This is a genomic window from Limimaricola soesokkakensis (assembly GCF_900172345.1).
Taxonomy (GTDB): domain Bacteria; phylum Pseudomonadota; class Alphaproteobacteria; order Rhodobacterales; family Rhodobacteraceae; genus Limimaricola; species Limimaricola soesokkakensis.
Genome location: NZ_FWFY01000002.1, coordinates 529926 through 543416, shown reverse-complemented (window position 1 = coordinate 543416; position 13491 = coordinate 529926). Strand labels below are relative to the sequence as shown.

Sequence of the window (13491 nt, the reverse complement as noted above, 5' to 3'; positions counted from 1 at the left end):
ACGTTCGAACCTCTGCACATCGTCCCATCCGGCTAGGATGGGACAGTCATCCGTCTGACTGTGCTTCCAGGTTTCATCAGAAACCGAAAGTCCGTCAAACGGTGAAGCTGACACCGGTCATCGGGGCGAACCCCTACCGGCGCGACATACAGACGTTGATCCATCGAACTGAACCAAGCCGCCCGCATATCTCTTCAGATATCTGCGATGTCAAAGAGCAAGAAGAAAACCAAACAACCGCGCCCTAACTTCCGGCGCGCCGCCCAGTCCCCTTCGGAATTTCCCACCGACGCTGCATCTCTGCGCCGCCGGTGAGGGGCTATTTAGGGAAAGGTTCCGGGGGCCGCAAGCGCAAATCTCAACTTTTCTGCCCTGCCCGCGAAACCAGCATGATGTTGTGAATAATCCGTCATTTCGAGGCCCTCTGATGGCCTCCAAGCGCCATCATGCGCAACAATCGACAATTCGCCATTCTTGCTCGAATGTCAGGCCGCGGCGCGCCCTTGCTGCAGCAGCGATTTCCAGCGAATCCGAGTCGCCAGAAGCCCAAGGATCAACCCAAGATAAACCAGTGGCTCGATCTGAAAGCCCTTGGCGAGCCAGATATAGTGAACCGCGCCCAGAATCGCGATGCCGTAGACCAGCTGATGCAGACGCCGCCAGTTGCGACCCAGCCTGCGAACCGACCAGTTGTTTGAAGTCAGTGCCAATGGGATCAGCCCGAGAAAGGCGATCATGCCGACCGTCACATAGGGCCGCTTCAGGATGTCGGCCCAGACCCGACCGAAGCTCTGCACGTCCAGAAGCGCCCAGACCGAGAAATGCGCCAGCACGAAGAAGAAGCACAGCAGCCCGATCGCGCGCCGGAACTTCAGCAAGCTGACACGGGTGTATTTCATCAGCGGGGTCACCGCGAGGCCAGCGACCAGAAGCTTCAGCGCCGTGTCGCCATATTCGCGCTCCAGCGCGTTGATCGGCTCGACCCCGAGCCGCCCGGTCAGCGCCTGCCAAAACAGGAAGCCCGCCCAGATCGCGCCCAATACATAGAGCGGCCAAGCCGGGACCCGGCGCAGCATGCCGTTGATCCGCTGCGCGGTGGTGAGCGGTCGTGCCATCAGAACTGCGCCTTCAGGTCCATGCCCTCGTAGAGAGAGGCGACCTCGTCATAGCCGTTGTACATGAGCGTGTCCTGCCGCGAAGAGAACAGCCCGCCGCCGATGCGCCGCTCGGTGGCCTGGCTCCAGCGCGGATGGTCGACGGTGGGATTCACATTGGCATAGAAGCCGTATTCCGAGGGCGCGAGGCTGTTCCAAGTCGTGACTGGCTCCTCCTCCACCAGAGAAATCCGCACGATCGACTTGATCGACTTGAAACCATATTTCCACGGCACCACGAGTCGGATTGGCGCACCGTTCTGCTTGGGCATCGGCTCGTCATAGAGCCCGGTCGCCATGATGGTTAGCGGGTGCATCGCCTCGTCGAGCCTGAGCCCCTCAACATATGGAAAGTCGAGCACACCCCGGCGCACGCCGGGCATGTTCTCGGGCTGCACCGCCGTCTCGAAGGCAACGTAGCGAGCATTGGACTGCACGCCCGCCCGATCGAGGATGTCCTTGAGCTCGATCCCCTGCCACGGCACCACCATCGACCAGGCCTCGACGCAGCGCAGGCGGTAGATACGGTCCTCGACCGCAAGCCCGCCGATCAGCTCGGCGAGAGGATAAGTGCCCGGATTGTCGACGAGGCCGTCCACGGTCACCTGCCAATCGGTGGTGTCGAGCGCTTCGGCATTCTTGGCCGGATCGGCCTTGCCGGTACCGAACTCATAGTAGTTGTTGTAGGTGGTGATCTCTTCATAGCTGTTGGGCTCGAGAGCCTCCTGCGCCCCAACTGGTCTGGCAAGACCGCCGAGGCCCAGCGCCCCTGCTCCAGCCATGATCTGACGGCGATTCAGGAACAGGCCGCGCGGCGTCGCGTCGGCGCGGGTCAGGTTGTTGGTACAGCGATAGGCCATCGGGCTCTCCTCGGTCGGGCAGGGTTCGACATAGACACGTTCTAGACCGCGAACATGTTTCGCAGCGTCACGATGGCGTTGAAACACCGGTGAAACTCGTAACTTGGGATGAAAACCGCGTGACCCGGCCGAGGGCCTCCGGCACGCAAAGGCCCCGGCGGATCGCTCCGCCGGGGCCAGCTCGCGCGGGGCGCACGGATCAGTGCAGCACCGCGCTCTCGGGCTTGGGCCGGTTGCTGCCCGACACCCGGTCGCCGACGATCAGCCCGTCGGCGCCGGCACTGACCTGCACCCCCTGGCCGTCGCGGATGTCGCCCGCGAGGATCATCTCGGCGAGCTGGTCCTGCAACGCCCGCTGGATCACCCGCTTGAGCGGGCGTGCCCCGAAGACCGGGTCATAGCCCTCATCGGCAAGCCACTTCTTCGCGGACTCGTCCAGCGACAGCGTGATGTTGCGGTTCGCCAGACGCTTCTCCAGCCGCTTGAGCTGGATCTCGACGATGCCCGCCATGTCGTCGCGGCCGAGCCGGTCGAAGATGATCGTCTCGTCGAGCCGGTTGAGGAACTCGGGTCGGAAATGCGCCCGCACCGCATCCATCACGTCGCGCTTGGCGCGCCCCGAATCCGCCCCGTCGGGCAGCTGGCTCAACGCCTGCGCGCCGAGGTTCGAGGTCAACACGATCAGCGTCTGCTTGAAATCGACCGTGCGGCCCTGCCCATCGGTGAGCACGCCATCGTCCAGCACCTGCAACAGCACGTTGAACACGTCCGGATGCGCCTTTTCGACCTCGTCGAACAGGATCACCTGGTACGGCCTGCGCCGCACCGCCTCGGTCAGCACGCCGCCCTCGTCATAGCCGACATAGCCCGGAGGCGCGCCGATCAGCCGGGCCACCGCGTGCTTCTCCATGAACTCGGACATGTCGATGCGCACCATCGCCTGGTCGTCGTCGAAGAGATACTCGGCCACGGCCTTGGTGAGCTCGGTCTTGCCGACGCCAGTCGGTCCAAGAAACAGGAACGAGCCCAAGGGACGGTGCTCGTCGTTGAGACCGGCCCGCGCGCGGCGCACCGCATTGGCCACCGCCCGCACGGCGGTGTGCTGGCCGATGACGCGGCGGCCAAGCTCCTCCTCCATGCGCAGAAGCTTCTCACGCTCGCCCTCGAGCATCTTCGAGGTCGGGATGCCGGTCCAGCGCTCCACCACCTCGGCGATCTGCTCGGGACGCACCGCCTCCTCGACCATCAGCGGATCGTCGGATTCCTCCGCCGCTTTCAACTCGCGCTCGAGCTGTGGAATGACGCCGTAGCTGAGCTCACCCGCCTTGGCGAGGTTGCCTTCGCGCTTGGCAATGTCGAGCTCGGCGCGGGCGCGGTCGAGCCGCTCCTTCAGCGTGCGAGACCCTTCGAGCCGATCCCGCTCGGCCTGCCACTTGGCGGTCATCGCATCGGCCTTCTCGATCAGAGCGCCCAACTCCTCCTCGATCTTCGCCAGCCGCTCCTTGGAGGCTTCGTCATCCTCGCGCCGGAGCGCCTCGGCCTCGATCTGCATCTGCAGGATCTGCCGGTCGAGCGCGTCGAGCTCCTCGGGCTTGCTGTCCACTTCCATGCGCAGCCGCGACGCCGCCTCATCGACGAGGTCGATCGCCTTGTCGGGCAGGAAGCGGTCGGTGATGTAGCGATGCGACAGCTGCGCCGCCGCCACGAGCGCGGAATCCGAGATCCGCACGCCGTGATGCAGCTCGTATTTCTCGCGGATGCCGCGCAGGATCGAGATCGTGTCCTCGACGGTCGGCTCCTCGACCATCAGCGGCTGGAACCGCCGGGCCAACGCCGCGTCCTTCTCGACATATTTGCGGTACTCGTCGAGCGTGGTCGCGCCGATGCAGTGCAGCTCGCCGCGCGCCAGCGCCGGCTTGATAAGGTTCGCCGCATCCATGGCGCCGTCGGATTTGCCCGCGCCCACCAGCGTGTGCATCTCGTCGATGAACAGGATGATCTCGCCGGCGGCGGCCTCGATCTCCTTCAGGACCGCCTTCAGCCGCTCCTCGAACTCGCCGCGATACTTCGCGCCGGCGATCAGCGCGCCCATGTCGAGCGCCATCAGCCGCTTGTTGCGCAGGGATTCGGGCACGTCGCCATCGACGATCCGCAGCGCCAGCCCCTCGGCGATCGCGGTCTTGCCGACGCCCGGCTCGCCGATCAGCACCGGGTTGTTCTTGGTGCGGCGCGACAGCACCTGCATCGAGCGACGGATTTCCTCGTCGCGGCCGATGATCGGGTCGATCTTGCCCTGCTCGGCGGCCTCTGTCAGGTCGCGCGCGTATTTCTTCAGCGCGTCATAGCCTTCCTCGGCATTGGCGCTGTCGGCAGTGCGGCCCTTCCGCACGGCGTTAATCGCGGCATTCAACGACTGCGCGCTGACCTTGCCGGCGTCGAGCGCCTCCTTTGCCTTGGACTTCACCATGGCAAGCGCCATGAGGATTCGCTCGGCCGGGACGAAGCTGTCGCCCGCCTTCTTCGCGATCTTCTCGGCCTCGTCGAGGACGCGGCCGGTGCTCTGGTCGAGATAGGTCTGCCCGGCATCGCCCGACACCTTGGGCAGCTTCGACACGGCCGCATCGGCCGCCTCGCGCACGCGCGCCGCGTCGCCGCCCGCATTGGTGATCAGGTTCGCGGCCAGGCCCTGCTCGTCATCCATGAGCGCCTTCAAGAGGTGCTCCGGCGCGAGGCGCTGGTGGCTTTCGCGCATCGCGATGGTCTGCGCCGCCTGGATGAAGCCGCGCGACCGCTCGGTGAACTTTTCGAGGTTCATCTGTCTCTCCTTGTTGAAGCGCCCGGTCCCGGGCGCCCGCTCCAGCGGCGCGCCCCTGTCGGGCCTCAAGGGGAAAAATGGGAGGGGCGGCGCCGTTGCGCAAGTATCACAGTCGTAAAAAGGGCCACCGGAGCGCGCTCCGATGGCCCTGTTGTCAATGACTTGGGCTCGATCACTCCGATGGCGGGACCGGGTCGAGGCCGCCATCATCATCGACATTGTCGAAATCCGGCTCGCCGGCCTCGTCGCTGTCGGTATCGGCCACGCTCGGACGCACGTTGTCGTCGGGGGTCTGCGGCTCGGCGTCGTCGGTCAGCGCATCGTCGATGATCGCGTCGTCGGGCTCGGCATCGCCGGTTTCACCCACGCGATCGGGGGTCTCGCTCGGCATCTCGAGCGGGGCGGTGTCGAACTCCTCTGCCTCCTCGGCGCGGAACCAGCCGCCCAGCACGAGGAAGATGACGAGGAGGATGAATCCCATCGGGATCATCACGTAGATCAGGGCGCGGCGCGAGCTGCGGGGCTTGTCGGCCATGTCGGTCTCCTTGGCTTGGCCGCCCAAGCGGCCCGTTCCCAAGCGCAACGCGGCTTTGCCCTCGGCGTTCCCGTCCCCGCGCTTGACCTGCCCGCCGCGCGCGCGTCAAAAGCGCGCGACCCCCCTCGGACCCCCGGAGCGCCGCCATGACCGACCATGCCCTCGCCGATGACCGCCTGATCGTCGCCATCGACCGCCCGGACGCGCTGTCCGGGCTGCAGCTCGCCGAACAACTCGGCGACGCGGTCTCCTTCTACAAGATCGGGCTGGGCATGCTGACGGGTGGCGGCCTCGCGCTGGCACGCGAGCTCAAGGACGAGCATGGCAAGCGCATATTCCTCGACATGAAGCTGTTCGACATCGGCGCGACGGTCGAGGCGGCGGTGCGCGGGCTGGCACAGTTCGATCTCGACTTCCTGACCGTGCATGGCGACCCGCATGTGGTGCGCGCCGCGCGCGAGGGCGCGGGCGGCAAGCAGACCCAGATCCTCGCCGTGACGATCCTGACCTCGCTCGACCGCGACGATCTCGATGCGGGGATGATGCGCGCGGGCACGGTGGCCGAGATGGTGGTCGAGCGCGCCGCTCGTGCGCTCGAGGCCGGGGCCGATGGCGTCATCGCCAGTCCGCAGGAGGCCGCGGCGATCCGCTCGCTGCCCGAGGCGCGCGGCAAGCTCATCGTGACACCCGGCGTGCGGCCGGTGGGCGCGGCGCTCGGCGACCAGAAGCGGGTGATGACGCCGGCGCAGGCGATCGCGGCGGGGGCCGACCATGTCGTGGTGGGCCGGCCGATCTGGCAGGCGGATAACCCCCGCGCCGCCGCGCAGGCGATCCTGCAGGAAATGGTATCCGCTCAAGCACGCACCCCCAACACCTAGGGGATTCAATTCCCACGAAAAATGAATCGAAGAGTCTTCGCGGTCACAGGGAACCGAAATCGCGTTTTGTCGGTTGACGATCCAGAAAAAGCGAGCAGCGGAGACACTTCGAATGCAGACCATCAGACTCGGCGACGTGCGTTACAACGCCCAGATCGGTGCCTTCGAGGCGCGCGTGGACGTGGACCGCAACGGCACCACCTATCGTTACCCCTGTCAGGTGGCCGGGCCGATCGACATGGATGCCGGCCATGTGCGCGCCGGGCTGACCCGTCACGCGATGCGCATGTCCGACAGCGGCGCCTCGCTCTGGTCGCATCTCTGAACGCACCGCTTCACCGCCATACGAAAAAGGCCCGCCATCCGGCGGGCCTTTCGAGTCTTTGGCGATGCCCTCAGGCCGCCTGCGGCACCAATGCCCCGAAGAGGCGGGGGGCATCCCCCTCGCCCACCGTTTCGCCCAGCGCCTCGGCGGTGGCAGCCGAAAGCGTCCAGCCGAGATGACCGTGGCCGGTGTTGTAGAACACGCGGGGATGCCGGCCCGCGCCCACCTTCGGCATCATGTTCGGCATCATCGGCCGCAGCCCGGCCCAAGGCACGCAATGCTCGGTCGAAACGCCGGGAAACAGCCGCTCGACCCAGTCGACCAGCGGCTTTACCCGATCCGAACGGATGTCGCGGTTGAAGCCGTTGAACTCGGCCGTCCCCGCCACGCGGAACCGGTCCTCGCCCAGTCGCGAGGTGACGATCTTCGCCTTGTCGTCGAGCAGCGAGACATAGGGCGCGGCGGCCCGGCTCGACGCATCGCGCAGATTCACGGTGATCGAATACCCCTTCACCGGGTAGATGTTCACCCGGTCGCCAAGCTTCGCGGCGATCGCCCGCGAGCCGACGCCGGCGCAGACCACGACGCCGTCGAAGCGCTCGGGCTCGCCGGCAGTGACGGTGACGCCATCATCCGATGCACGCACATCCGTGATCTCGGTCCCCATCCGGAACCGCACGCCCTGCCCTGCCAGCCAATCGGCAAGACCGGTGGTGAACTTGTGGATGTCGCCGGTGGAATCGCTCTCGGTGACGAAGCCACCGGTGAGCGGCCCGGTCAGTTGCGGCACGCGCGCGCGCACCTCGTCGGGGCTCAGCTCGTCACGCCGCAGCCCGCCTTGCGCCAGGAGCTTGTTGACCCGCCGTCCATCGGCGAGGTCCTTCTCGGTCTGGTAGAAATGCACGATGGTGGCGGGCGAGAAGTCGAAATCGATCCCCGCCGTCTCGGCCATCTCGCGCATCCCGGCCCGCGCCGCGATGGCGAGCTTCGTGGTCGCGATGGTGTTGACCTCGTAGTTGCGGATCTGCCCGAGGAACTCGGCCATCCAGCTCAGCTTGTGCCACGACGGCTTGGGATTCACCGACAGCGGGGCATCGGGCTTCAGCAGCCACTTCGTGCCCTTGAGCACGGTGGCCCAGCGGTTCCAGACCTCGGCGTTCGAGGCCGAGAGTTGGCCACCATTGGCAAAGCTCGTCTCCATGGCAGCATAGCGCTGCCGGTCGAAGACGGTGACCTCGTGGCCCCGTTTCCACAGTGAATAGGCGGTGGTGACACCGGTGATCCCGGCGCCCAAGACGGCGTAATGCGGCATATGGCCTGCTCCAGCGCGCCCCTTCCGTCCCTGGTGCCTGAGAGCTTCGTCGCCCCCCGCATCATGCGGATCGCGACTTTCCCCTTCGGCGGGCCTCGCGGCCTCTCTCCGGATGTCATGCGGCCCAACCGGTCCTTTTGCCTGAGAGATCGCGGGGCGCGCGACTGCTCCTTCGGCGGCGGACCGTCCCGCTCTCTCCCGGCAGGACCGTTTCCTATAGGAAACATACGGCAAGCGGGATCGTTCCGCCAGAGCATACCGCACAGAATTCCCTCGGGTCGCGCGAAATGCGTGACATTTCCGCCGCCACGCTTGCAACTGCCCGGAATCGCGCCGATCCTCCGAGGCGACCCGGGCCGATGGATCGGCGACACGCCGCGCAGGGAGGAGGGCGAGGTGGAGAATCCGAAGAACCAGTTCAAGGCAGCCCTACGAGAGGGGCGCCAGCAGATCGGCCTGTGGAACATGATCACCGGGCCACTGGTGCCCGAGGCGTTGTCGGGGCTGGGATATGACTGGGTCGTGATCGACACCGAGCATTCGCCCACCGATGTCTCGGACGTGCTGCCGGCGCTGCAGGCGATGGCCGCCGAGCCCGGCACCTCGGCCGTGGTGCGGCCCGCTTGGAACGACCCGGTCCTGATCAAGCGGCTTCTGGATTTCGGCGCGCAGACGCTGCTCATTCCTTACGTGCAATCGGCCGAGGAGGCGCGCGCGGCCGTCGCCGCCACCCGCTACCCGCCGGTCGGCATGCGCGGCGTCGCCGGGCTGCACCGCGCGACGCGCTATGGCCGGATCGGCGACTACATGGCCCATGCGCATGAAGAGACCTGCGTGCTGGTACAGGTCGAGACCCGTGCCGCGCTCGACCGGCTGGAGGAGATCGCCGGGGTCGAGGGCGTCGACGGCGTGTTCATCGGCCCCGCCGACCTCGCCGCCAGCCTCGGACATCCGGGGCGGCAGGACCACCCGGAGGTCGTCGAGGCGATCATGGGCGCGATCGATCGGCTCGGCGCGATGGGCGTGCCGGCGGGCACCCTGACCCTCGACGACGCCTTCGCGCGCCGTTGCATGGAGCGCGGCACCCGCTTCACCGCGGTTGGCATCGACGCCTCGCTCATGCTGTCGGGCGCGCGCGATCTTCTGGCGCGGTTCCGCTAGAGCCCGCGCCAGAGCCTGAGCCGCGCCTGCAGGGCAGGCACCGCATCCGGCGCGGCAAGAAACGCCTCCGGCGCCATCAGTGACCATCCCTGCCCCTCGTCACCGAAGACGATCTCCGCCTGGGCCGCCGCCGCCATGCGCAGCACGTAGAACCAGACGAGGCCGGGGCGGGTGGCGCCGTCGAAGCTGCGCCGCCATAGCATCTCGGCCCGGCCCATCTCCAACCCCACTTCCTCGCGCATCTCGCGCGCCAGCGTCGCCTCTGGGCTCTCGTCGCCCTCGCGCCCGCCGCCCGGGAAATCCAGCGAACCGGGAAAGCTGATGTCGGGCCGGTCGTCGCGCCGGATCACGAGCAGGCGATCCCCTAGAAACAGCGCCGCCTTCGCGCCGTCGAAGCTTTCGCCGCCCCAAGCGGAACTGTATGATGTCGCCATGCCGTCCCTTTGCCGCGCCTGTCTCACTGCCTTCGACGAGGCGGGCAAACGCTGCCCCGCCTGCCGGTCCCCGCGCGTCACATCCCATCCGGAACTGTTCACGCTGTCCATCGCGCACATGGATTGCGACGCCTTCTTCGCCAGCGTCGAGAAGCGCGACAACCCCGATCTGGTCGACAAACCGGTGATCGTCGGCGGCGGCAGGCGCGGCGTCGTCTCGACCGCCTGCTATCTCGCCCGGATCAGGGGCGTGAAATCGGCGATGCCGATGTTCCAGGCGCTCAAGCTCTGCCCGGAGGCGGTGGTGGTGAAGCCGCGATTCGAGGCCTACACCGAGGCCTCGCGCGCGATCCGCGCGATGATGGAGGAGATGACCCCCGCGATCGAGCCGCTCTCGCTCGACGAGGCGTTTCTCGACCTCACCGGGACCGAGCGGCTGCATGGCGCGCCGCCCGCCGTGATGCTGGCGCGGCTGACGAAGCGGATGCAGGACGAGTTGGGCCTCACCGGCTCGATCGGGCTGTCGCACAACAAGTTCCTCGCCAAGATGGCCAGCGATTTCGACAAGCCGCGCGGCTTTTCGGTGATCGGCAAGGCGGAAACCCTCGACCTGCTGCGCCCCAAGCCGATCGGCCTGATCTGGGGCGTCGGGCCACAGGCGCAGGCTAGCCTCGACGCCGTCGGCATCCGCACCTTCGAGGACGTGCTGCGCTGGGAGCTGTCGGATCTGGTGCGGCGCTTCGGCGGATTGGGCGAGCGGATCTACCACCTCGCGCGCGGCGAGGATCGCAGGCGGGTCAGCCCGCACGAGCCGGTCAAGGGCATCTCAAACGAAACCACCTTCGAGGCCGACACCAAGGACCCCGAGATCCTCGACGGGCATATCTGGCGCATGGCCGAGAAGGTGTCGTCGCGCGCCAAGGCGAAGGACCTGGTGGGCCGCGTCGTCACGCTCAAGCTCAAGCGCGCCGATCACACGCTACTGACCCGCCGCGTCAGCCTGCGCGCACCGACCCAGATCGCCGACACGCTCTATCGCACCGCGCGCGGGCTGTTCGACGCGCGCGGCGAAAGCGGCGCCTACCGGCTCTTGGGCGTCGGGCTATCGGAGCTGTCGCCGGTGGCGACCGCGCCCTCCGAGGCGGATCTGCTCGATCCGGACCGCGCCGCGCGGGAGCGGGCCGAGCGGGCAGCGGACGCGATCCGCGCGCGATTCGGCGCCGAGGCGATTCTCAAGGGCCGAGCGCTGCGCTAGTTCTTCAGCACCATGCAGGAGGCGCCCGCCGCCCGCAGCTTCGCGCAGAGCGCTTCGGCCTGGGCCCGGCTTTCGCGACCGATCTGGGCGACATGGCGCTGCGCCGGCTGGCCCGGCAGCCGCGAACGGGTAAATGCCACCTGCTCGGAACCGATCACCCCGCCCGCCTGCCGCCGGAGCTGCGCCACCCGCTTCTCCACCGCGCCGCGCCCCGGCGCCGAGGCGAGGATCACGCCCCATGGCAGGATCGGCACCGTGACCCGGAACTGCGCGATGCTGCGCCCCTTGGCCTGTTCTTGGCAGGCATCGCGGAACGGCCGCCCCGACGCGAGCGTGAGATCGAGCTTTTCGGGCGGGGCATCGCGCCATTCCAGCGCCGCGTAGCCGGTGATCGCCTGCACATAGGCCTCGGTCTCGTTGGGCAGCCAGTCATTTCCGGCGAGGAACTTCTCGGCCCGGGCCTCGCCCGCGTTATAGGCGACGGCGGCAAGGCCGAGACTGCCGAAACGATCAGTCAGTTCCGCCAAATAAGCGGCCGAGGCGGCCAGCGCCTGAACCGGGTCGAACGGATCGGCCAAGCCGCGCAGCTTCGCGGTGCCGGGCATGAACTGCGCGATGCCCAGCGCCCCCGCCGGGCTCACCGCGCCCGCGTCGAACAGGCTCTCGCGCCACAGCAGCCGCGCGAAGAAGCCCACGTCGAGCGCGTTGCGCTCCGCGAAGGTCTCGATCGCGGCGCAGACATCGGGGATGTAGCTGTCGAGCGCGATGCAGGGGCCACCCGGCAGGCAGCGCCGTTCGGATGCCTGCACGATCCTTTCCTGCGCCATCAGCGGCGCGGCGGACCAACCGGCCCAGAACACGAGGCAAAACAGGATACGGATCATGCGGCCCAGTCTTGCGGGATTCGCGCGCCGAGAGAAATCAACTTCGCGTCTCAGCCGGGTGTCAGTGGAAATACCAGCGGGATCACCAGCACCGCGGCCGCGCCAACGATCAGGTTCATCGGCACGCCGATTCTCAGGAAATCCGCGAACCGGTAATCGCCGGCGCCATAGACCAACGTGTTGGTCTGGTAGCCCACCGGCGTGGCGAAGCTGGCCGAGGCCCCCATCATCACCGCGACCACCAGCGGCCGCGGGTCGATTCCCGTCTGCTGGCCCAGCGCCACGGCGATCGGCGTGACCACCACCGCCACGGCGTTGTTGGTCACCGTCTCGGTCAGGATCGAGGTCAGCGCGTAGAGCGCGGCCAGCAGCACGATCGGCGGCAGCTCTTCGAGCCAGGGCGCCAGCGTCTCGACAATCAGCGCAACCGTTCCGGTGTCTTCCAGCCCGATGCCGATGATCAACATGGCGAGAATCAGCACGATGATGCCCGCATCGATCGAGCCCCATGCCTCGTCATTGTCGATGCAGCGGCACAGCAGGATCGCCGCCACCGCGCCTAGCGCCAGGAGCGCGATCGGCGCCACCTCGAAGGCCGCGAGACCGACCACCATGAGCAGCGCCAGCAGCGCCAGAGGCGCGCGCCGCCGCCTGTAGGCGCGGCCCGAGGGGCGGGTGACCGAAACCAGTTCGTTGCCCTGCGCCAACCGGTCGAGCCCTTCGGCCGTGCCTTCGAGCAGCAGCTTGTCGGCGGGGCGAAGCCGGGCCGAGCCCAGATCGGGACCTGGAACGTGCCCCTGCCGATGCGCGCCGAGCACCCTGAGACCGTAGCGATAGCCGACGGAGAGCTGTGAGACGGTGTCTCGTGGGCTGCCATGGGCCGGCGTCACCATCGCCTCGGCCACGAGCAAATCCTCGTCGCCGACCCGGGCGCCGGTGCCGCGCCTGAGGCCGACCACCACCCCCGGCAGGGCCCGCAACGTCAGGATCTCGGACGTGGTGGCGATCGCCACGAAGATGTCACCCGCCGCGACCACGTGATCCTCGAGCCCCGAACGGCGCAGCCGCGCGCCCTCGCGCCGGGCGGTGATCCGGATGCCCGGCCGCGTCAGATCCGCAACCTCCGACAACGGCTTGCCGATGCCTGCATGGCCTTCGAGAAGGCGGACCTCGGTCAGGAACGTCGTCTCCGCGACCCCCGCATCACCGCGCGCGCGCCGGTCGGGCAAGAGCCAGGGCCCCAGCAGCGCCAGCGCCACACCGCCCACGGCGGCCACGGCGAATCCGACCGGCGCGATCTCGAAGATCCGGAACGTCTCGAGCCCGTGCTCGGCCGCGACCCCCGCCACGAGGATGTTGGTCGAACTGCCGATCAGCGTCAGCGTGCCGCCCAGCACCGCCGCATAGGAGAGCGGGATCAGCAGCCGCGTCTCGGCGATACCGAGGCTGCGTGCCAGGCGGATGATGACCGGGATCAGAATCAGCACCACGGGAGTGTTGTTGACGATGCCCGATGCGAGCAGCGTCGCCCCGAGAAACACCCCCAGCGCCACGGCGGGACGGGTCTCGGCCCTAGCGATGACGAGCGCCGCGAGCGCGTCGAGAAGCCCGGTACGCACCAGCGCGCCGGAGATCACGAACATCGCCGCGATGGTGATCGGCGCCGGGTTCGAGAACACCTCCAGCACCCGATCGGCCGGGGTCAGCCCCAACATCACGAACAGCGCCGCGGCGCCGGCGGCCGTGACGTCCGGGGGATAGCGTTCGATCAGGAAAGCCACGAAGAGCAAGGCGAGCGCCAGCAGCGCCACGATGGGCTGAAGCTCCGCGGGTATGAGTGGCAAGTCCGATCCTCCGGGGTCCTGGGCCGGGTCATGC

12 protein-coding genes and 1 riboswitch are annotated in these 13491 nt (G+C 67.6%); of the genes, 4 read left to right on the top strand and 8 right to left on the bottom strand.

Annotated elements, in window-relative coordinates:
- Positions 1-485: 485 nt before the first annotated feature.
- The 4 genes from msrQ to LOS8367_RS05355 all read right to left on the bottom strand — a co-directional run bounded on the left by msrQ (position 486) and on the right by LOS8367_RS05355 (position 5364).
- Positions 486-1115, bottom strand: coding sequence for a protein-methionine-sulfoxide reductase heme-binding subunit MsrQ (gene msrQ / locus LOS8367_RS05370; protein ID WP_085895438.1), 630 nt, complete (start codon positions 1113-1115; stop codon positions 486-488).
- On the bottom strand, positions 1115-2014 hold the full coding sequence (gene msrP / locus LOS8367_RS05365; RefSeq protein ID WP_085895437.1) for a protein-methionine-sulfoxide reductase catalytic subunit MsrP: 900 nt from the start codon (positions 2012-2014) through the stop codon (positions 1115-1117). Before msrP ends, msrQ begins: the two co-directional genes overlap by 1 nt.
- 199 nt (positions 2015-2213) lie before the next feature.
- Complete coding sequence (clpB, locus tag LOS8367_RS05360) at positions 2214-4829, bottom strand: ATP-dependent chaperone ClpB (protein ID WP_085895436.1); 2616 nt, start codon at positions 4827-4829, stop codon at positions 2214-2216.
- A 172-nt stretch (positions 4830-5001) separates the two neighbouring features.
- Positions 5002-5364, bottom strand: coding sequence for a hypothetical protein (locus tag LOS8367_RS05355; RefSeq protein ID WP_085895435.1), 363 nt, complete (start codon positions 5362-5364; stop codon positions 5002-5004).
- Positions 5365-5510: 146 nt separating this feature from the next.
- Between LOS8367_RS05355 and pyrF the strand changes: the two genes are divergently transcribed.
- A complete protein-coding gene (gene pyrF / locus LOS8367_RS05350; RefSeq protein ID WP_085895434.1) occupies positions 5511-6242 on the top strand; it encodes an orotidine-5'-phosphate decarboxylase in 732 nt (243 codons plus the stop codon).
- Between the two features lie 112 nt (positions 6243-6354).
- Complete coding sequence (locus tag LOS8367_RS05345) at positions 6355-6567, top strand: orotidine 5'-phosphate decarboxylase (protein ID WP_085895433.1); 213 nt, start codon at positions 6355-6357, stop codon at positions 6565-6567.
- Positions 6568-6637: 70 nt separating this feature from the next.
- Here the strand turns inward: LOS8367_RS05345 and LOS8367_RS05340 are convergent, their stop codons facing one another.
- Positions 6638-7879 carry a D-amino acid dehydrogenase gene (locus LOS8367_RS05340; protein ID WP_085895432.1) on the bottom strand — a complete coding sequence of 414 codons (1242 nt, stop codon included), beginning with the start codon at positions 7877-7879 and terminating at the stop codon, positions 6638-6640.
- A gap of 119 nt (positions 7880-7998) precedes the next feature.
- Positions 7999-8090, bottom strand: a riboswitch (glycine riboswitch).
- Between the two features lie 185 nt (positions 8091-8275).
- On the opposite strand from LOS8367_RS05340, the gene LOS8367_RS05335 reads away from it, so the two are divergent.
- The gene (locus LOS8367_RS05335; RefSeq protein WP_085895476.1) at positions 8276-9040 is read left to right on the top strand and encodes an HpcH/HpaI aldolase family protein; all 765 of its coding nucleotides are present in this window, start codon (positions 8276-8278) and stop codon (positions 9038-9040) included.
- On the opposite strand, the gene LOS8367_RS05330 is transcribed toward LOS8367_RS05335, so the two are convergent.
- Positions 9037-9474, bottom strand: coding sequence for an NUDIX hydrolase (locus LOS8367_RS05330; protein ID WP_085895431.1), 438 nt, complete (start codon positions 9472-9474; stop codon positions 9037-9039). The two genes, LOS8367_RS05335 and LOS8367_RS05330, sit on opposite strands and share 4 nt — an antisense overlap.
- Between LOS8367_RS05330 and LOS8367_RS05325 the strand changes: the two genes are divergently transcribed.
- A complete protein-coding gene (locus tag LOS8367_RS05325) occupies positions 9473-10729 on the top strand; it encodes a DNA polymerase IV (RefSeq protein WP_085895430.1) in 1257 nt (418 codons plus the stop codon). The genes LOS8367_RS05330 and LOS8367_RS05325 overlap by 2 nt on opposite strands.
- Here the strand turns inward: LOS8367_RS05325 and LOS8367_RS05320 are convergent.
- On the bottom strand, positions 10726-11613 hold the full coding sequence (locus LOS8367_RS05320; protein WP_085895429.1) for a lytic transglycosylase domain-containing protein: 888 nt from the start codon (positions 11611-11613) through the stop codon (positions 10726-10728). The two genes, LOS8367_RS05325 and LOS8367_RS05320, sit on opposite strands and share 4 nt — an antisense overlap.
- 50 nt (positions 11614-11663) lie before the next feature.
- Positions 11664-13457 carry an SLC13 family permease gene (locus LOS8367_RS05315; RefSeq protein ID WP_085895428.1) on the bottom strand — a complete coding sequence of 598 codons (1794 nt, stop codon included), beginning with the start codon at positions 13455-13457 and terminating at the stop codon, positions 11664-11666.
- Positions 13458-13491 lie beyond the last annotated feature (34 nt).

What these genes read in the sequence shown, in the direction of transcription:
- pyrF (WP_085895434.1), top strand. Translation starts at nt 5,511, where the DNA reads ATGACCGACCATGCCCTCGCCGATGACCGCCTGATCGTCGCCATCGAC.
- LOS8367_RS05355 (WP_085895435.1), bottom strand. Translation starts at nt 5,364, where the DNA reads ATGGCCGACAAGCCCCGCAGCTCGCGCCGCGCCCTGATCTACGTGATG.
- clpB (WP_085895436.1), bottom strand. Translation starts at nt 4,829, where the DNA reads ATGAACCTCGAAAAGTTCACCGAGCGGTCGCGCGGCTTCATCCAGGCG.
- msrP (WP_085895437.1), bottom strand. Translation starts at nt 2,014, where the DNA reads ATGGCCTATCGCTGTACCAACAACCTGACCCGCGCCGACGCGACGCCG.
- LOS8367_RS05345 (WP_085895433.1), top strand. Translation starts at nt 6,355, where the DNA reads ATGCAGACCATCAGACTCGGCGACGTGCGTTACAACGCCCAGATCGGT.
- msrQ (WP_085895438.1), bottom strand. Translation starts at nt 1,115, where the DNA reads ATGGCACGACCGCTCACCACCGCGCAGCGGATCAACGGCATGCTGCGC.
- LOS8367_RS05340 (WP_085895432.1), bottom strand. Translation starts at nt 7,879, where the DNA reads ATGCCGCATTACGCCGTCTTGGGCGCCGGGATCACCGGTGTCACCACC.
- LOS8367_RS05320 (WP_085895429.1), bottom strand. Translation starts at nt 11,613, where the DNA reads ATGATCCGTATCCTGTTTTGCCTCGTGTTCTGGGCCGGTTGGTCCGCC.
- LOS8367_RS05330 (WP_085895431.1), bottom strand. Translation starts at nt 9,474, where the DNA reads ATGGCGACATCATACAGTTCCGCTTGGGGCGGCGAAAGCTTCGACGGC.
- LOS8367_RS05325 (WP_085895430.1), top strand. Translation starts at nt 9,473, where the DNA reads ATGCCGTCCCTTTGCCGCGCCTGTCTCACTGCCTTCGACGAGGCGGGC.